Raw genomic sequence first — 19,443 nt, forward strand, 5'->3', positions numbered from 1 at the left:
AAAAGTTACTTTTTATTTCTCTTTGCTAATTTCTTTTTCTCTTTCTTTCTGTTGGATCTCTTTTTGATTTCCTTGTAATCTGTTTTGTCTTGAGCAATTTCTTTCATCACAGATTTCCAATCAGTAGATTGTTCAGCAGAGAAACCAACAATATTGGCATAATCACCTCTTTCCAATCTATGAACGGCGATTTCTTTGCCCATGAAGTCTTCAATCTCTTCCTTCAGTTCTTTCTCTTGTTCATCACAGAATGAGATAGCATCACCCTTTTCCATCCCTCTACCTGTACGACCTACACGGTGAACATAGTTTTCAGGAACGTCAGGCATGTCGTAGTTCACTACAATCTGAACGTTTGGAATATCGATACCACGAGCAGAAACATCAGTAGCAATCAGTACTTTTACCTTTCCTTCTTTAAAAGTTTTCATGGCATGCGTACGCGCTTTTTGATCTTTGTCACCGTGAATTGTCACCGTTTCCAACCCTACTCTTTCCATGGCTTTGTGTACTCTTTCTGCTCTTACTTTTGTTCTTACAAAAACAAGAATTTTCTTCTCTGGATGTTCACGGATGATGTTTTCTAAGAAGAAACGCTTGTCATCCATTTTCACATAGCTCAATGCATGACGTACATTTTTAGAAACAGGATCTTTCGGTGAGATCTGGATTCTAATGGCATTCTTCACTAATGAATACGCTAATTTCTTAATTTGCTCATCAATAGTCGCTGAGAAGAAAAGTGTTTGTCTGTGCTTTGGTAAAAAGCGAATGACATCTTTGATATCCTTGATAAAACCTTTCTCCAACATGTGATCGGCTTCATCCAATACCAAAATCTCCGTTCTGCTTAAATCCACATAACCTTGATGCTGTAAATCAAACATACGGCCTGGAGTGGCAATCAGGATATCAACACCAGATTCTAATTTTTCAATCTGCTTGACTTGCTCTACACCACCATAGATACATAAAATATCTAGTTTAGTGTACTTACCAATCGTTTCGAATACCTCTGTGATTTGCTGAGCGAGTTCCCTTGTAGGAGCCATCACCAAAGTACGAATACTCTTCTTTCTATTTCCTTTGTTTGGTTTGTTCAACAGGCGTTCCATTACAGGAATAGCAAACGCTGCCGTTTTACCAGTACCGGTTTGGGCAATAGCCAGCACATCCTCTCCTCTTAAGATAGGAGGGATAGATTTAAACTGAATATCTGTTGGTTTCTTAAAACCTTTTTCTTCTAAGCTTCTCTTTAAGCTCGAGGAAATACTGTATTTTTCAAACTTCATTATGAATGTACTTTGGAGTGGTTATTAAAACTCTCCGTCTTCAAGGATTTCTTTTACTCTTCCTACCTCACCCGTTTCCAATCTCACTTTAATACCGTGAGGGTGAAAAGAAGATTTTGTCAATATTTTTTCAACCCAACCTTCAGTCAATTCACCTGTTCTCTGATCTGCCTTGAGAACAATATTTACATGACCTCCAATCTTGATGTTGCTTCTTTTTCTTCCGTCGTCCATAAAAGCGTTTTATTTTGAAGGCATAATTTCAACCCCCTCTCCATCAAAATCAGACTCTTCTTTTGTTGGTTTTCTTACTTCTACAATCTCTCCGTCAAAGAATAAATCCATTCCTGCCAGCTCATGATTCAAATCCATGATCACATCTTTCTTATTGATCTTTGTGATTTTTCCATCATAAACATCACCGTCCTGATCAGCAACAGAAAGGATGTGCCCTACTTGAAGCATTGCTTCCTCTTCCTCTTCATCTGCAAAACCGAAAGCGTTTTTCGCCACTTTTACTTCGCTGTATTCTTTGATTACATTACCGTAAGCATCTTCTGCTTTTAGCGAAATTTGAAATTTATCTCCTTGTTTTTTACCTAAAAGAGCATTTTCAAATTTTGGAAGTACACCACCAGCTCCTACATAAAATAAGAACGGATCGTCTTTCGGTGCTTCTTCTATAAAATTACCTTCAGCACTATCTCTATATAATTTATAAGTCAGTGCTACTACTAATCCTTCTGAAATACTTAATTCTCCCATTAGACTTTTTATATTCTTAATCCTAATACAAAACAAAGCTTTCTTTCGAATAAATCCCTCGGAAGAAAGCTTTGCATTATTTGTGTTATACCACTTCTATTGAAGACCTTCCAAACCTTCTAAACCTTCCATGTTATCTACTTGAACGGCTTCTTCTAGTTCTTCTTTTGTTGCGTCTCTTACGTCAATAATCTCACCTGTGAAATATAAGTTAGTACCTGCAAGCGGGTGGTTGAAATCCATCACTACATGATCATCATGTACTTCTGTTACTTCACCTTCCATTGGCATTTCGTCAGGACCAACCATTGGCAATACATTACCAACTTTCAAAATTTCGTTTTGATCTATTTCGTCTTCGATATTAAAAACTTCCTTAGGAACTTTTACTACCGCAGCGTCTTGTCTCTCACCATAAGCATTCTCCTTAGAGATACTAAAAGAAAACGTATATCCTGCTTCTTTTCCTTCTAATTCAGTCTCGAATTCTGGCAACACATCCATGTGACCAAATAAGAATTCAAATGGATCGTCTTTTTCTACTTTTTGTAAAAGAGTTCCTTCTGCAGTTTCCTCACTTAAGCTGTATACTAAAGTGACAACTTTATCTTTTGTTGCTTTCATTTTATATTTTTTTTGTAAAGGTACTAAGAATTAATCTGTTGAGTTACGATTTTGTTCGATAAGAAAGATTTATTGTGAATTAAGCACTGATTTGGAGGGAAAAACAGATCAATAAAAATGCATTCATACTAAGACAAAAGTATTTAAAAAGAAAAATAGGTAAACATCTTCGCCTGAATGCTTACCTATTAGTTGGGTAAAGATCAATTTCTTACCTTTTAAGGTAATGATTAATTGCCTATTTTAATACTACTTGCTGATGCTAATTTCAGAAATTTTATCACACCAAAAAATCCCCATTTGTGGGTATTTTAAAGTTTTGGGCGAAAAAACCCGTCTATTGCAACATTTAAATTTTATTAATCATAAAAACCAAACTTGAGGTAGAGAAATCATCTTCAAACTCCCCTATTGTGATCACTACATTACAGCCATTGTATTTCAATTTGTAATGCTGTTTTTGCTGAGCATTGTCAATTGTCCTTTCAAACCCTCCTTGATAATACTGCTCCATAAAAGTTTTGAAACGAATAAATTCACCTTTATGAACTTGAGCAGGGTTATTTCCTCCATCTCTTGATGGTACAAAACCCATAGAACTGATCAATTTTTTCTTATTGGTATAGATAAATAAAGTACCGGGCACTCCCGCTATATCCATATTTACCATGTCTTTTCCTTCCAGTTTATCACCAATTCTGTAATCTTCAAACTCCTGAGCACTGGAATAAAGTGAAAAGAAAAATAGACTTGTGAGAAGTGTAATTATTTTGAGCGTTTCATTCATAATTTATTAAGCATCATAGACATCGACTTGTGATAAGGAGGAAATTCGACTTCATAATCACAGGTTATAACAATTTGATTCCCTTCATGTTTACCATAATAATGAATCTTATTTTGTGCGTGATCTATTTCTGATTCAAAATCGGTGTTATAGTACCTTTTGATTTCATCAATAAAACTATCAAAATCGCCGCTAGAAATTTTTGCAGGGTTTTTACCGTCATTTGAAGGCACAAAACCTAAAGCATAGATGTAACCGCTTTTATTTGGATACAAAAATACCACTCCTTTCACTCTTCCTATGGTCATGTGGACCATATCTCCTCCTTCTAGCTTCATTCCCAATTTATAATCCGTGATTTCTTGAGCATGACTGAAGAAAGCTATAAAAGTAAATACGATGATGAGAAAAATGTGTTTTTTCATGATAGTGTAGTTTGCTAAATATTTAAGATCTGAATTTAAGTTCAAGAACAGATTATTTAAAGTAATAGTTCTGCAAACTAAAAATAATAAAAAATGGGAATAAGTTCCTTCTACCTATTCCCATTTTACTACTTTACTTCTACTTCAATTTCTTCCCTTGTGTACTTCCATCTATTATGAGACCAAAGCCAATCTGCAGGTGATTCCCTGATATTTGCTTCTAGAAGTTCAGCATATTTTTTTGTGATTTGACTGCTTCCTTTCACATATTCATCCCCTTCTTGAAAAATTGGAATAATACGTCCTTCGTAATGTCCTCTTTTTGTTCTTGTGATATGAGCGTAATAGACAGGCATTTTTGCCATTTGAGTAATGATTTCAGGTCCTGAGAAAAAAGCGGTTTCTCTATTGAAAAACTGTACCCATTCTCTTTTTTTATCATAGTTCGGAGGTGATTGATCAGCAACAAGACCAAAAGAAAACATTTCCTTTCGTTTCATTCTTACCAAAATTTCTCTCATTGTTTTGGCCATGGGTATTGGATAACCTCCAAAATTGGCTCTGATGTCAAGCATCAGTTTATCAGTAAATTTACTTGATAGCGGTTTGTAAACACCTCCAAAATTAAAATTCAATTGGCTGGCATATCCTGAAAGTTGCCACTCCCAGTTTGTTACATGTCCTGCCAACAACAAGAAAGGTTCATTTTTTTGGATATGCTCTTCCATTTTTTCTGGATTCAATACTTTAAACCTTTTCTGCATCTGTTCCCTTGTCATACTGTAAGATTTGAGGGCTTCAAAACCTACATCCGTAAGATTAAGGTAAAACTGAAAAAGTAATTTTTTCCTTTCTAGAGGTGATTTTTCAGGAAAGGCAATTTTTATGTTTTCTGCAATCTTAGACCTTCTGTACCGGATAATACTACCCATAAAAAATGCAATACTATACGACAAAGAATGAATGAAAAAAAATGGTAATCGGGAAAAAAGTTTTATAAAAATCATTACTTAACAATCTGAAATAAAGTACTCTAACCTTAAATTATAGTACTCTTAGGTTATTATTTGGGAGCGTTTTTTTTAAAGATGTAAAAGATAACTAAATTAAAAATAGCAAAGAAGAGGTATATAATCAACGCCTTAGCGTATACAAAAATAATCCAAAAATTTCATTAATAACAATGTATGAGTACAGATATTTACACTATTGATGTCTTCAAAAACTTAAGTCTGACATTCAGTGAAAGAGAAATTATCCGTTCCTGTTTTACAGAAAAGAGTATCAAAAAAGGAGAACACTTACTATTAAATGGTGAAGATGTAAACAGTATTTTGTTTGTACTAGACGGTTGTTTGAGGACCTATTTTATTGATGATAAAGGAAAAGAACATACACTGCAATTTGCTGTTTATGATTGGTGGATCAGTGATATGATGGCCTATTTTTCTGAAACAAAAGCATTACTAAATATTGAATGCATTATGGATGCAACTGTTTTTGAAATACAAAAAAACAGCCTTGAGAAGCTCTGCATCAAAATTCCAGTTTTTAATAGACTTTACAGAGATAAGGTAGAAGGTTCGATTGTTGGTTATCAAAAAAGGATCATCTCTATATTGTCTCAAACCGCCACCGAAAGGTATCTAGGTTTTATTGAGAAGTATCCTGATATAGAGATGTCCATTAAAAATTATCATTTAGCTTCTTATTTAGGCATCACCACCGAAAGCCTGAGTAGAATTAGAAAAGAACTATCCTCTCCAAAATGAAATACTTTGAAGATCGCTTTTATAATCTTTCCATATTTCAGCATGTTGCAGGTCTGAATCCATTTCTTTGTATTTCTTTTTCATAAAAACACTTGCATAGATTCCTCCTAATATATTGCTTAAACTCAATCCAATAAAAATACCATCAATGCCATAAACCGCAGACCCAATAAGTGTTAGAGGCACTGTCATTGCGAATGATTTAATCAGCATAATTTTCATAGAATCTTTTGTCATTTGTAAACCATTGAAAGCTGAAGAGGTCATGATAAAAAAGCCATAGAATACATAGGAAACACCCACCAATCTAAAATAAGAAACGGTATACTCTATAATCGAAGCATCTTCACTGAAAATAGAGGCTAAAGGTTCAATCAATACAAACAAAATAATCGCTAAAGCAATACCTAAGTAAGTTGAAGTTTTTCCACCGAATACAATCGCTTCATCAATTCTTTTCTTCTGATTTGCACCAAGGTTTTGTGCAATAAAGGGCGTTAATGCTGTTCCCACTCCCAAAATTCCTATCAACATCAACATCTCTATTCTACTACTGACACCAAATGCACCAACTGCCATTGCTGAATGTGAAGCTAGAATAAATGTGAGGTACATTTGAGTGATGGGTGCAATCATTTGAGTCACTGTGGTAGGCAATCCTACTTTTGTAATTTGCTGTACAATTTTTACAACAGGTAAAGTTTTAACGGGGTAAGCAAACTTTAGGATTCGATCACTCAAAGACAAAATAGTCATACCAATAATCATAAAAAACCAAGACATTACTGTAGCATATGAGGCTCCTTTGATACCGTATTCTGGGAAACCAAATTCTCCAAAAATCAAAGCGTAATCAAAAAACAAATTCACTACTCCTGCCAATGCCATAATCACTTCGGGCATCACAACATTTCCTGTAGACCTAAGAATACTCCCGGCCATTATTCCCGTTGTAAGGAAAGCAATCCCTGTAAGTAAGGGTAACATGTATTGATCTATCAAAGGTAATATTTCCTGAGGTGCTCCTAACAATAAGAAAATGGGATTAGAAAAATAATACACCACTCCGGCAACGGCCACTGTTAAGACAAAACACATCAACAATCCAATCAATGCATATTGTTCTTTGGCAATATCATTTTGCTCTCCTACGGCTTTCCCAACTAAAGTGGAAACACCGACTGCTAAGCCCATAAACAACCCAACAATGATAAAATAAAGTACTGATGAAAAGCTTAATGCGGCTAAAGCTTCTCCTCCTAATTTACCTACAAAATAGGTATCAATCACTTGAAATAAGAAAGTAGAGAGCATCCCTATACTGATGGGAAAACTCATTTTGAGTAATACTTGACTGGTCTTGTCTTTTAATATATCTGCCATGTGTAAAAAGTAGTTGAATTTGTTTAAAAGAGATGAGAGAGGTTCTTTGTGAGGGAAGAGGTTAGAATAAAGAGGGAAGATTGATGCAACCGCTCTAGTAATTTTCATACTCTCCTCGTTTTGTTCTTAACACTTTATTTAATTTCCCCGAATAATCCTTTTTGATAATCTATATTGGCCTGTGTGATTTCTTCTTGTGAACTCATCACAAATGGACCGCCATAAACTACAGGCTCTTGCAAAGGCAAACCGCCAAGGATTAAAACTTGAGCACCTTCTTCAGTTGAAATTTCGAATTGATTTCCTGTATCAGATAAAGTGGCAGTTTGAAATTCGTATAAAACATCATTATTGATACGCACTTCTCCTTCCAATACATAGACCATAAAATGAAACTCTTCCTTCAAGCCCGTGATTTTACTTTTTGTGCTCCCTATCCAATGCCCTATTTGTGTTGAAGCTTTGGTCTTAATCTCTCCTTCCAAATCATTCATCTGCCCTGATATTACCCTCAAAGTACTATTTTCGGCAACTACCACAGGGATATTTTCTACGGCTAGATTTTGAATACCTGGAGCAGAAAGTTTCTCTTCTTTTGGGTTATTGATCCAAAGTTGTACTTCATGAAATCTTTCGGTATCAGGATCACTAAACATATCTCCACCATGTATAATTCCAGCCCCTGCATTCATTAACTGCACTCCTCCAGACTTCAATTCTGCTCTGTTTCCTAATGAATCTCTGTGATTCATTTTACCTTCAAACATAAAAGTAATGGTCTCAAAGCCTCTGTGTGGGTGATCATGACCTTCTCCATTTAAACTAAAATCTTTCCCTACTTTTTCTGGACCAATGTGATCCAACATTAAAAAAGGATCAATGGTTCTCATGGCATTGGTAGGGAATGCCCTCTGTCCTCGAACTCCAGGGATCAAACCATCTATATTGGCATATCCCTGGATTGATTTAATTTCTTTATTTAACATACAATTATTGTACCTACAAGAGTTTAGATAAAAAAGGTTAAGCTAGTTCCATTGCGATTTTCTGAATACGCTTTTGGGAATTTTTCAATGCATCAAAGGAAGAATGAATAGACCCACCACCTACAACGATATGTTGCTCTGAAGGCACTGTTAAGCCAACCACAAACTGAGCATCTTTTTCAGCTTTGAAATAAAGCTCTCCTTCGTTTTCTTCTAAAATACTAAGGTAACCCAATGAAATTTCTTCCTCATGTAAATTTACTTTTCCTTCCCTTGGGAAAACAAAACCTCTTGACTGCCCCTTAGGAGTTGGAATAGTGATTTCCTCGCCCGATTTTAGCGTAATATCAAGATAAGTGATATCATAAGGCACCTCTAAAGTTGCTTTCTGTTCCTTGTACTCCCCTGCTATGATTTTCACATTATCGATTACCTTCATTGCTTCAGGCTGTACATTTTGATAGCTGTTTTCACCTTCTTCAAGATGTTCGGGCAATTGTAACCAAAGCTGATGAATGGCTAAACTCCACTCTTCATTTTTCTCCTCAGCAGGTTTCTGATACCCTTCAGCATGGAAAATTCCACCTCCGGCATTGATCCACTGTACACCGCCACTTTTGATAATATCATCATTGGCTCCTGAATCTTTATGTACCAAATCACCTCCTTCAAAATAAGTGATGATACCGATGCCAGAGTGAGGGTGCATTCCAAAGAACATGCCCTCATCTCTTCTTTTACTTTTTCCGGCATCGAAAAATACAAATGGTTGTAATTCTCTTCTTGTACTAGGATCAAGAATAAACTGAAAACCATTTCTTCCCGGTTGCTTACGCTTCAACTGACGTTTCATAAACTGCTGTTTTAAAGTTTGAGAACTCTTCATCAAATTTTGCTTTCAACTCTCCTTCTGCTATTCCTTCTTTAGAAGAGAAATTCTGTCCGAATGATGGTAAAGAGAAACTGCCTTTTACATCCGCACCAGCATAAGGTAAAGATCCTTTAGCAATAGCGATCACACTTCCTGCACCTCCAGGACCTGGCGAAGTAGACATCACGAAAGTTGGTTTGTTCTTGTAAACTGAACGATCCGCTCTTGAAGCCCAGTCAAAGATATTTTTATAAGCTGCAGAGTAGTTACCATTATGCTCTGCGAAACTGATTACTAATGCATCTGCTTCTTCAATAGCACTTAAAAATTGTGTGGCCTCTGAAGGAATACCAGTAGCTAATTCTTTATCAATACCATAAATCGGCATTTCATAATCATTAAGGTCTAAAACCTTTACTTCCGATCCTTCTAATTGTGCTCCAGCCCATTTTGCTAACTGCTCATTGATTGAATTTTTGCTGTTTGAAGCACCAAATACTACGATGTTTTTCATAATTATTCTCCTTTAAGTTTTTTAATTAATGTTGCTAATGTTTCTAATTCTTCTTCAGATAAATTGCCTTGGAATTGCTGATGGAAATCGCCCACTTTGGCATCTAACTTCTCCAACTCTTCCAATCCTTTATCTGTAATGGTAATATCCATTTTACGTCTATTGGTAGGGCATTCCTGACGGTTGACCAATTTTTTATCCAAAAGTTTGTCTACAATTCGAGTAACGTTACTAGAACGCTGTACCATTCTCTCTTGTATTTCCTGAACAGTAATCGGCGCACCTTTCTGCCCTTTCAAAATTCTCAAGACATTGAATTGAGGTTCAGTAATACCGTATTCTTTCAGGTCTTTCCCCACTTGATCGGTAATCCAATGCCCTGTTACAATGATCTGATGAATTGCTTTAAAATATTTTTTTGAATGCATTTATTTGTTTAAACGATTAATGTACATACAATAGTAAATAGCTTTTTTATCAATTGCAAATATTTTCTAATTATTTTTTAGTGGAGTAGCGAAAAAAGCTTACTTCAAGAATTTCTATAATACAAAAACACCTTCTGACTTTTTACTTCAAAAGGTGTTCTTGTTTGTGAGCAATATTATTTATTCTGGAAATCGAATTGGTATAGTTTCTTCATCAGTATTAAAGTTAGAAAATTCAACACCAGTAATATTTGAATTAATAATAGCTTGTTTTAGTTCTTCACTTACTATTGGATAATTAGAACCTGGAGCTTTAAAAAGAAAATCATATTTTTCCAAAAAAAAGTTATCAACAAAAACTAAATCAATAGTTCTATTTTTTATATCCGCATGATTTCTTTTTATCTCATAAAATTCATCTTGGGAGGTTATGATTTGATCAAATATTTTTAATGTAGTATTATCATTTTTTTTAATAAATTTAAACTTACTTTTTTTAAAGTCGATGTAAAAGTCTTTATCTAAAAAATGCAACATGAAATATTTATCTTTCATTTCAACATTTAAAACTTCAATTTCATAGAATTTATGAAATGGTAGAAGAAATTGATCCAAGATTTCTTTGAATTTTTTAGAGACTATAATTATATCAACATTAGGAGGCTCTAGTGAGCCGTATGTAAAATCACTACCCCAGTGATAGTAATCCTGTATAATAGGAGGTTCTTCAGCTATTTCAGCATCAATTGAACCTCTTAATTCCATAGGTATAGTTTTAGGTGTTTCCCAGAATGAATAATATGTAAGGTGTTCATTAAGCTGTAAATTCAATTCTTTTTCAGAATATTTCATATACATCATGTTCCATATTATAGAGTTATACTCTCTATGTATTTTAAATAGTTTCATTGTTTATCTTGTCGTTAGTTCCATCAATACTCTTTTGAGTCAAAAAACAAACACCTTCGACCCTTCTACTTCTAAAGATATTCTTGTTTGTAATTTATTCTGGGAAAAGTATAGGTATATCAAATCCATCCTGATTGTATTCATAAAAATCAATGCCTATTAAATTAGCTTTTTCTAATTCCCTTTTTAAGGATTCATTTATAATAGGATAGTTTGAATTAAAAGAATTTGGAAGGCAATCATATTTCTTATCATAATACTCAGTTTTAAAACTTAATCTAAAACCTTCATCTTTATTTCTTAGAGTACTAAAATAATCACTTTTTGATTGAATATTTATTTCAATATTTTCTAATATTTCACCTGTATAAGGATCTTTCATAACAAAAGAACTCTTTTTGTAGTCTACGTAGTGTTTATGTGATAATGCGTGTAAAACAAAATACTTTTGTTCAACTTCCACATTTGTAACTTCTATTTCGTAATATTTATGAGGGGGTAAAGTAAACCGCTCAAATATATTCTTCATTTTCTCTGAAACGATATAATAATATGCACTTGGTGGATCTGTTGTACCGAATGAATAATTATAATGCCAATCAAAAAAATCACATATCTTAGGAACTTCATTATTTTCTTCGGCTTCATCTGACCCTCTAAGTTCCATAGGAATAGTAGTAGGATTTTCCCAAAATGAATCATAGGTAATATGATTTTCTAGCTTTAATTTTAGTTTCCTTTCAGAATATTTCATGTACATCATATCCCAAATTCTGCAACTATGCTTTCGTACTATTTCGTATAGTTTCATTGATTATACTTCAAAAAATTTTAAATAATCAACCTTGTTAAGGATAGAAAACCTATCATTCTGCTTTACCTGCTCATACAGGATTTCATCGTTAGTTTTTATCATTTGAGTGTTTCAATAGTTTTTGCTTGCACTAAAAATAGATTCGCTTTGAGAATAATAAGTCAGTTTAAGCTAAATAATAAATAAATCGTAATACACTCAAATATAGTACTTTTTTGAAAGGAAAAACAAAAGCAAAAGAATTTTAATCAAAAAAAGCTTACTCCAATATGAAATAAGCTTTTGCACTCCTTATAGCATGTTTAAAACATGCTCTTATATCTGATGTATAATTTTAATAGCTGACTTCATCCGTCAAGCTTTCCATAAAGGCCACTAAATCGCTTAGTTCATTCTCTGTTAAGTTCAATTGATCTGTAGGTAATGTTTGATTTTCAAGATGAATACCTATGCCTTCCCCTCCACCTTGATTGTAGAATTTTAAGACTTCATCCAAAGTTTCAAAAACACCATTGTGCATGTATGGGGCTGTTTTACTTATATTTCTGATGGTTGGTGTTTTAAAAGCAAACATTTTCAGCGGTGCTTTAGAAACTTCATAACGCCCTTTATCTTCATCTACTTCGGCATTTTCCCATACTTTTTTAGAAGGAACGCCCAGCACTTCCAATTCACTGTGATTGAATAAAGGTGGAACCGTTCCATTAAAAATTGGAGCAAAGTGACATGTACCGCATTTGGCTTTACCCATAAATAAATTAAAACCATTGATTTCAGATACACTCAATGTCACCTGATCTGAAGTTATGCCTTGGTCAAACTTTGAATTGAATGGGCTTAGGCTTCTTACATACATGGCAATTGCATTTCTGATGCTTTGAGAGTCCGTCTTTTTATAATGCTTTTCTAATTGCTGAGTGTATTCCTTGTTCTCTTCTACAACACTCACCACTTTCTCCATATCAGAGTGAAATTCATCTTTATTTTTCACTACTGCCATGATCTGGTTTTCAAGCAACGATTTTCGGGAGTCATAAAACTGAGCGGCCTGCAAGCCAGCATACATTAGTGTAGGTGCATTTCTTTTGTTCGATGTTCCTGTATTTGTAATTGACTTTGGCAATCCGTCTGTAAATGCTTTTTGAGGATCATGACAAGTAGCACAACTCATTATTCCATTATGAGAAAGTTGCTCATCATGAAAAAGTTGCTTTCCTAATGCCACCACTTCTTCATTATAATCCAAACTGTACCTTGATGAAAATTTATTGATATTGAAGGTATTTTGATCAAAAAGGGAAACGGCGTTATAATTGATTTTTTGTTCAAATGGAAATTCAACCTCCCAGTCCTTCGCAGTTCTGACCCATAATTCCAACATAGGGTGCACTGATTCTTTGATAAATGTAAAGCGGTCAAATTGGTCAAAACTCTCTGCTGATGAAAGTTTATTTTGAGCATAGACTATACTCTTATTCCATTCTTCCAGTAATTGTTGGTCTTTAAAATAATCCTTGCTGATAGAAAGTAGAAATGCGATACCATTATAAGCATATTTGTTTTCCGCTATGCTATTCAAGTACACTGGAGAATCGAAACCACTGATTCCTAATGCAGTAATTCTAACCAATTCATTTCTTACCATCCATAACAGATGATGAGGTTTTAGTGCTAGTATTTTATTATTGTTCAATTCCAGATTCAAAGTGTTGATCATCAAATCTGTTTGTCTATGAATTTCATCAATTTCAATGGAGTCCGAAGCATACAATAGTTCCTCTATCACTTGAAAACCTGTTGCTTGAATGACCTTATCCGCATTATCAAATTCTTCTACTTGAGGGAGGTTAGGCTGATTAAGGGATTTATAACTGTTGGAAGCATAAAAAGCCATAATAGGTTCTATGCTTTTGAAAGAAATTCTTGCCTGATCAAATTCTTTTTTCAGCTGTTCTGTCTGATCCTGCTTCCTTAGCGTCTTTAATGAAGTAAGGCAATTGTTTAAGTTTTCTTGATAATAATGAATAAGTTGTTCTTTCTGTTGTTGGATAACCTGTTCGTTATCGATAGAAGATTTACAGCTACAAATAGAGATTGTGATAAGTGCTAGTACTATTATTATTTTCATCAGATTGCTTAATAAGGAGTTAGAAAAACGGAGCAGTCACCAACTCTTTTTTAATAAAGAAGAAAAGGTAACGGCTCCGAATAAAGAGAGTGTAAATCGTCGATTAACGTTCCAAACCTTTTACTACTGTCATAATACTACCTTCCATAGCACTACCATGACCTGTAGGGTTTTTAAACGATTCATCATACCAAGAGTGTGCTTGTTGTATTAAGATGAAAGTTCCTTCCATGCCAAGTTCATCAGAAACATCAATCATACCTGTCAACTCCCATTTACCCCAACGGTCGCTAGCAGAAGCGTAACCATTGTCCAATGCAGTTGAACCTCTATGATCTGATTCCAATACTACTTTTAGGATACCTGTATTTAAATTGTATTGGTATAAGTAAGCGTCATGTGATTTCTCAGCAGTGTCATCATATCCGTTTGGATCTTCTTGAATGTATAAGAAGTTTGATGTAGCTAAGATATTGTCAGGGCTATGTAATCTTTTTGCTTTTCCTTCAAGGTCATCTCCGTTCAATACCACAGATAATTTACCTTTCAATGGGTCATTAGCATCTAACACTAATTTGTAAATTCTACCGTATTTTGTTCTAGTGTCATTGTATTGGCTACGACCTGTAGCTGTAAAGTAGATTTCGCGATTCGCTTCAGCAGAACCTCTTCTGTAATCAATGTCTTCTACACGGTTAAAAGCCATCACTTTTTTGTCCATTGCTTCTGCATTCAAAGCATCATACGTTTTCTCTTCCAACTCTATGAAAGTAACATCAAATTCACCAGCACCTTCAGCAACTAGGTCATTGTCTACCACTGTACCATCGCCTACTTTCAAGCCATATAATTTACCATTGTCCAGGTCACCAACTGTTTCTGATACATACATCACTAATTGTCCACCTGCATCACCGTGTGAATCATCACCGATCAAGACTACCGTTTTCTCAGGGAAAGCATTTTTATTTAATGGCACTGCATTTTCTACAGTCCACTGCCCCATTGCTGTTAAAGTTCTAGCCGTTCCTGCTTCTGATGCATCTCTAAATGGATCTGTAGCATAAACATATCTTGCAGAACCACCCCATTCTCCACCGCTTAGGTACAATGGACCGAAACCGTGCTCTTCTGGCGTGATCAAAGTACCTGAACATTGTGCTGTACTCGCCGTAGCTTCAGCGTTCAAAATGATTTCACCTTTTACAGGCTTAAACGTTTCGTCTAATGTGATACGAGCTACAGAATAGTGTGCTTCGATGTTGTTGATCAAAGTGAAAGTACCGTCATCATTACGAAGTAAACCAGCGCCGTCTGCCATAGAACCATAGAAAAAGTCTGGGCTTTGCTCTAATTCATCTTCTGAAGAAAGAATAGAATAGATTTCAAGGTCTTCAAAACCTGAATGACGTTTTAATAAGTGAGGAGTCACAGAATGGTTTTTCAATTCAACTACTGGAGTTGATGGTACGATAGGGAAAGTAGAAACTGTTCCATCTGTTAAAGTGAACGTTAAAGTCCCTTTTGCCTCATCAAAAGTGATTGTTTTAATTCCTACGCCTTGCTCTCCTAATAAAGGCTCATCGAAAGAGATTGTTGATCTTTGACCGTTCTCAAACTCTACAGTCACTTCAGTACCGTCATCAGATACTGTATAATCTACTACTTTACCTGTTCCAATGATTTCTTGAGGATCTGTAGTTTCGTCTTTATTTTCACAAGACGCCAAGAAAGAAAGCAGCGTTCCTAAATAGAACAAAGAGATAATAAGTTTTTTCATTTGTAGTGATAATTGGATGAATGATTTGTTTTGTTATCACCGCAAAATTAGAGAAGGTAATATTGGATTTAGTTAAGTTAGATTTACATAATTTCAATGTTATGATGAATAAATAACAAGGTAAACGACGATGTATTTCACAAAAAATTAATCTCATTTTTAGCCATGTAAATTAATATTCATCCTTAAACATCCCTTTATAAGTAAATATTCATTCACTTACTTGATTCTTCAAAGATTCACATCTCCTGTTTGTTACAACAAAAAAAAGTACGCATTACTTTCATTAAGTTTATGCGTACCCTCTATCTATATTAAGTCTAATTATAAGCTAATTTAAAACTGGCTTCAAATTATAAATCTTCTTTTTATTCAAGAATCACTTTTTCTTTCTTAGGGTATTTCACTGAATACTTAAATGATTTACTTAAACTCTTTCCTGGCGCTATCTCTTCTTTCCAAACTATAAAACCATCACTGTCATTTAGCTTTCCTCCCGACAATTTCTCCACTTCTACAGTAATTTCACTATTTACAGATACTGGCACCTGATCATAGAACTCTATTTTGATAGGGGATGACTTTTTATTTCTGATTTTCAATTCAAATGCTCTACTGTCTGTCTTACTTGATCCTAAAGATTTCTTCTTCGCCAATTCATCTACCTTATTTCTATTAACGACAATAGATTTATCCCTGCCTAATGATATATCTAATGTGTCTGCCATAGTATTGGCTTCCACTAATGTAGTCCCCACATAACCGCCTTCTAAGAACAAATTGGCTTCTCCACTCAACAAATTGTATTGGTCCCATGATGGAATTTTAGCAATCAAGAACGCTGATTTATCAAGCTTTGGAATAGAGAAATACTGATATTCTACCGGTATTTGGTATTCTTTCATATTTACAGAAATTGTCCCAGTCCCAGACTTAATGGTATATTTCTTTTCAATTTTAAAGTCAACCGTAGTGGTATTTTCCTCCATTTCTGAAGTCATCTTAATCGCTTCTTTTTGAGGTTTTGGAGCAGGAGCGGCCATTGTTCTGTTTTTTCTAGCACCTTTTTTTACACTTCCATACCCAATTACTACAACTTCTTCTAACTGTTCTGCATCGGGCTCTAACTGTATATAGTAATTCGATTTATTAATAGCCATTCTTTTAGAGACATACCCAATATAACTTACATTAAAATGAGTAGCATTGGTAGGTTTTGTCAGTGAAAAGTTACCATCAAAATCTGTAACGGTACCAATAGTAGTTCCTTCAAAAACGATATTAACACCTGGTAAAGGAATTCCAGTATCATCATAAATAGTACCTGTAATTTTACTACTTGCATAAGCATCATACTTTTGACTCACTGACCTTGTATACCTTGGATAATTCAGTTCCCACTTTCTCATTTGGGGCATTACACCTGACTGATTCGGCTCTCCATTTGATAACGTTAAAGCTACATTCTTCCATTCTACACCTGTATTTTGATATACATCTGCCTTGTACTCTACTTTCAAAGGTTTGCTGATGTCCACTGCTCTTATATCATATTTCGGTAGCCAGCCTGCATCATTTATATAATAAGAAGCTTCCAATGTAATCGTCTGAGCAACCTTCGATTCTATCTCCACTACAATCTCACCCGTTTTTGTTATTTCAACTCCTCCCGATTGTTTGAAATGATATTCTAAATTGATTTTTTCTTCCTTCAATGCTTCCTTCTTACTCTCCAACTTCAAATACTCATTATTGATTTTTGTGAGTTGCACCTCATATAAATTCAGCATTTGCGTCAATTCTGTTGAAGAAACTCCTTTCTGTTCACTACCCAAAGCAATATTTTTAGCAATTAAATCTTCCTTCTGACTTAAAACTGTTTCCCGATAAGTGATTTGTTTCAGCTGAAGGTCTACTTTTTTGATTTCTTTGAGTAAACTATCTGATGACAGCGTAGAACTTGGTTTCTCAGTCACATTGATGTTGAACTTAGAAGACAGAATAATAAAATTTCCTTTTCCTTTTACTTGCACGCTATTTCCATCAATAGAAGTAGAGAGTTTGTTCATGGTCAACTTATACTTTCCTTTGGAAACCTTAATGAAGCCTTTCCTTGACAATTCTGCTCCTTTAAGAAAAACTCTAGCTGATTTAATACTGCTTTTCATCTTCCTTTCCTGAAAGGATTGCCCCATTACAAAGCTTTGGAAAAACAAAAGCAAGAGAAGAGTGATTGTAGTTTTCATAATTTATTTCATTTAGTTTTTTGTTTGCCAAGTCAATATACAAAAAAGCCCGACAGGAATCCTATCGGGCATACTATTTTGTATGTTTTATTTTATTTCAGATCAATGGTTAAATTCTCAAAGTCAACAATGTCCACTATTTCAGAATTACCATCATCATATCTTACCATAATACTGTCTCCTACAGCTGTAATTGGCAGTTCACTAGAAATCATGGATGAACCAATAAAGAGTTTTTCCTGCTTATCCTTCACCATTAAATAATAGTTGGTGTTTCCATTTCTAATGTCTTTACTAATCCTTGTCACAATGGAAGTGATTTCATAAGTATTGGCATAAGTGCTTGGTGAGACTGAATTACCTTTACTGTTCAAGCTGTTTTTATAAGATCTCAACGCTTCTTTGATGGTATTCCCTACTCCAACAATCGTATAATCCTCAACCGAAACCATCGCAATCATTTTGATCAGGCCTGCTCTATCTTTTAAAGACATCACATAAGTTGGCATTCCGTTGATGTTATATGTAATCGGGAAAGAAGCAACATACCCTTTCTCCTGCACTTTACCCATCGCAGATTGTCTTGCCGCTTGCTCCGTTGCCCCTATCTGACGGTACCAGATTGTTTCCTTAGTTCTTGTATCCACCAACACAAAACCTACCGTTCCTTCATCGCTTCCCACAGAAGTTAAACCTGTATACCAATACGCTCTATTGTTGGCTCCATATACTAAAGAAATACCTTTGGTAGTTGTCAGTTTTCTTTCATTAGAGAAATTAAAATAACCTAATACATACTCCCCCCAATCATCCAGCTGTTTTACAATAAAGCCTTCAGGCTGAATTCTATCAATCCAAATTGGAGCCTTATCAATCTCATATTCTTTAATTTCTCCTGAAGTAACATCAACAGTTAAAACACCTGAGGCATCTTGTCCCGAGAAACCTACTTTTTTATCGTATAAAGTCACAATCCAATACGGCTTTCCATCATCATCAATTTCAAATGAGAAATCCGTAATTCCTTTGGTCATATAACCATTAAAATAGATATGGCGGTGAAGATCTGTTGAAAAATAAGCTCCAGGCTGATATTTGATCTGCACATCTTTGCCTCCTACTGTTTGCACCAGTTCTACATCTCTTTCATTTGTAGCCGAAACCATCACATAACCCGGCGTACCTTCACGGTTGTTATTCCACTTGAAAATACCGGAGTGCAATAAAGGAGCTACCCAATACAATTTCCCATTGACTTTCTGAATGCTGAACTCTCCCAATTCCGCCTGACTACCCAATGAAGGAATTGATCCCAATACTTTATCACCTAAACGATGAGCCATAGCGTTATCCACAATTCGGATTTCGTCAGTGGAAATAGGTGCTACGTGATCTGTAAAGTTTTCTCCAGCTTTTACGTCCCCTATCATATCTCTATAATCCTTGCTTCTGAACAAGGCCCAAGATGATACAGCCGGAACAATGGTCACATAGAGAAGACCTACGACAAGAATAGCTAGAGTAACTGTTTTTGTGGTTGTAAATTTCTTTTTCTGTTCAACAATAGATTCAATAGACAAAATGGCTCCCGCTACTGCTAGAATAGCGATAATCCATCCCGTAAAATCTAACCTTACAGTTGGGAGGAAAAGGTAATACAATAAAAATAATAGGATAACTGATATTGAAGCATAAGTGATAGTTTTTTTCATTTGACGC

Annotated in this window: 19 protein-coding genes; 1 reads left to right on the forward strand and 18 read right to left on the reverse strand. The window is 34.9% G+C overall.

The genetic code is table 11. The annotated features are described in order from the left end of the window. Window positions 1–5 precede the first annotated feature (5 nt). From HHU12_RS05300 to HHU12_RS05330, 7 genes are all read right to left on the reverse strand, one after another. Entirely contained in the window at window positions 6–1,292 is a 1,287-nt protein-coding gene (locus tag HHU12_RS05300) for a DEAD/DEAH box helicase (protein ID WP_169655675.1), read from the reverse strand. A 24-nt stretch (window positions 1,293–1,316) separates the two neighbouring features. Continuing rightward, a complete protein-coding gene (locus HHU12_RS05305) occupies window positions 1,317–1,526 on the reverse strand; it encodes a YwbE family protein (RefSeq protein ID WP_044207316.1) in 210 nt (69 codons plus the stop codon). A 9-nt stretch (window positions 1,527–1,535) separates the two neighbouring features. Beyond that, window positions 1,536–2,057: an FKBP-type peptidyl-prolyl cis-trans isomerase gene (locus HHU12_RS05310; RefSeq protein WP_169655677.1), complete on the reverse strand. Its 522-nt coding sequence runs from the start codon at window positions 2,055–2,057 to the stop codon at window positions 1,536–1,538. 96 nt (window positions 2,058–2,153) lie between these two features. Continuing rightward, window positions 2,154–2,681 carry an FKBP-type peptidyl-prolyl cis-trans isomerase gene (locus HHU12_RS05315; RefSeq protein WP_169655679.1) on the reverse strand — a complete coding sequence of 176 codons (528 nt, stop codon included), beginning with the start codon at window positions 2,679–2,681 and terminating at the stop codon, window positions 2,154–2,156. Window positions 2,682–3,030: 349 nt separating this feature from the next. Continuing rightward, window positions 3,031–3,468, reverse strand: coding sequence for a hypothetical protein (locus HHU12_RS05320; protein ID WP_169655681.1), 438 nt, complete (start codon window positions 3,466–3,468; stop codon window positions 3,031–3,033). After that, a complete protein-coding gene (locus tag HHU12_RS05325; RefSeq protein WP_169655683.1) occupies window positions 3,465–3,893 on the reverse strand; it encodes a hypothetical protein in 429 nt (142 codons plus the stop codon). Before HHU12_RS05325 ends, HHU12_RS05320 begins: the two co-directional genes overlap by 4 nt. Before the next feature lie 128 nt (window positions 3,894–4,021). Continuing rightward, window positions 4,022–4,900, reverse strand: a complete 879-nt coding sequence (locus HHU12_RS05330) for a lysophospholipid acyltransferase family protein (protein ID WP_169655685.1) — start codon at window positions 4,898–4,900, stop codon at window positions 4,022–4,024. A gap of 180 nt (window positions 4,901–5,080) precedes the next feature. Between HHU12_RS05330 and HHU12_RS05335 the strand changes: the two genes are divergently transcribed. Further along, window positions 5,081–5,665: a Crp/Fnr family transcriptional regulator gene (locus HHU12_RS05335; RefSeq protein WP_169655687.1), complete on the forward strand. Its 585-nt coding sequence runs from the start codon at window positions 5,081–5,083 to the stop codon at window positions 5,663–5,665. Here HHU12_RS05335 and HHU12_RS05340 read toward each other — a convergent pair. The 11 genes from HHU12_RS05340 to HHU12_RS05390 all read right to left on the reverse strand — a co-directional run bounded on the left by HHU12_RS05340 (window position 5,648) and on the right by HHU12_RS05390 (window position 19,436). Continuing rightward, complete coding sequence (locus tag HHU12_RS05340) at window positions 5,648–7,156, reverse strand: MATE family efflux transporter (protein ID WP_169655689.1); 1,509 nt, start codon at window positions 7,154–7,156, stop codon at window positions 5,648–5,650. The genes HHU12_RS05335 and HHU12_RS05340 overlap by 18 nt on opposite strands. Window positions 7,157–7,182: 26 nt before the next feature. Continuing rightward, on the reverse strand, window positions 7,183–8,034 hold the full coding sequence (locus tag HHU12_RS05345) for a pirin family protein (RefSeq protein WP_169655691.1): 852 nt from the start codon (window positions 8,032–8,034) through the stop codon (window positions 7,183–7,185). A gap of 37 nt (window positions 8,035–8,071) precedes the next feature. After that, window positions 8,072–8,920, reverse strand: coding sequence for a pirin family protein (locus HHU12_RS05350; protein ID WP_169655693.1), 849 nt, complete (start codon window positions 8,918–8,920; stop codon window positions 8,072–8,074). After that, window positions 8,865–9,419, reverse strand: a complete 555-nt coding sequence (locus HHU12_RS05355) for an NADPH-dependent FMN reductase (RefSeq protein WP_169655695.1) — start codon at window positions 9,417–9,419, stop codon at window positions 8,865–8,867. The genes HHU12_RS05350 and HHU12_RS05355 overlap by 56 nt, the downstream gene beginning before the upstream one ends. A gap of 2 nt (window positions 9,420–9,421) precedes the next feature. Then, window positions 9,422–9,847 (reverse strand): MarR family winged helix-turn-helix transcriptional regulator, encoded by a 426-nt coding sequence (locus HHU12_RS05360; RefSeq protein ID WP_169655697.1) that lies wholly within the window; start codon window positions 9,845–9,847, stop codon window positions 9,422–9,424. A gap of 180 nt (window positions 9,848–10,027) precedes the next feature. After that, a complete protein-coding gene (locus tag HHU12_RS05365; RefSeq protein ID WP_169655699.1) occupies window positions 10,028–10,699 on the reverse strand; it encodes a hypothetical protein in 672 nt (223 codons plus the stop codon). 151 nt (window positions 10,700–10,850) lie between these two features. Then, entirely contained in the window at window positions 10,851–11,510 is a 660-nt protein-coding gene (locus HHU12_RS05370) for a hypothetical protein (RefSeq protein WP_169655701.1), read from the reverse strand. A 394-nt stretch (window positions 11,511–11,904) separates the two neighbouring features. Further along, window positions 11,905–13,698, reverse strand: a complete 1,794-nt coding sequence (locus HHU12_RS05375) for a cytochrome-c peroxidase (protein WP_169655703.1) — start codon at window positions 13,696–13,698, stop codon at window positions 11,905–11,907. 103 nt (window positions 13,699–13,801) lie between these two features. Beyond that, a complete protein-coding gene (locus tag HHU12_RS05380; protein ID WP_240970856.1) occupies window positions 13,802–15,478 on the reverse strand; it encodes a PhoX family protein in 1,677 nt (558 codons plus the stop codon). Between the two features lie 368 nt (window positions 15,479–15,846). Then, window positions 15,847–17,724 carry a mucoidy inhibitor MuiA family protein gene (locus HHU12_RS05385; protein ID WP_169655704.1) on the reverse strand — a complete coding sequence of 626 codons (1,878 nt, stop codon included), beginning with the start codon at window positions 17,722–17,724 and terminating at the stop codon, window positions 15,847–15,849. A 92-nt stretch (window positions 17,725–17,816) separates the two neighbouring features. Then, window positions 17,817–19,436, reverse strand: coding sequence for a hypothetical protein (locus HHU12_RS05390; protein ID WP_169655706.1), 1,620 nt, complete (start codon window positions 19,434–19,436; stop codon window positions 17,817–17,819). Window positions 19,437–19,443: the final 7 nt, after the last annotated feature.

It is taken from the genome of Flammeovirga aprica JL-4 (assembly GCF_012844305.1).
GTDB classification, from domain to species: domain Bacteria; phylum Bacteroidota; class Bacteroidia; order Cytophagales; family Flammeovirgaceae; genus Flammeovirga; species Flammeovirga aprica.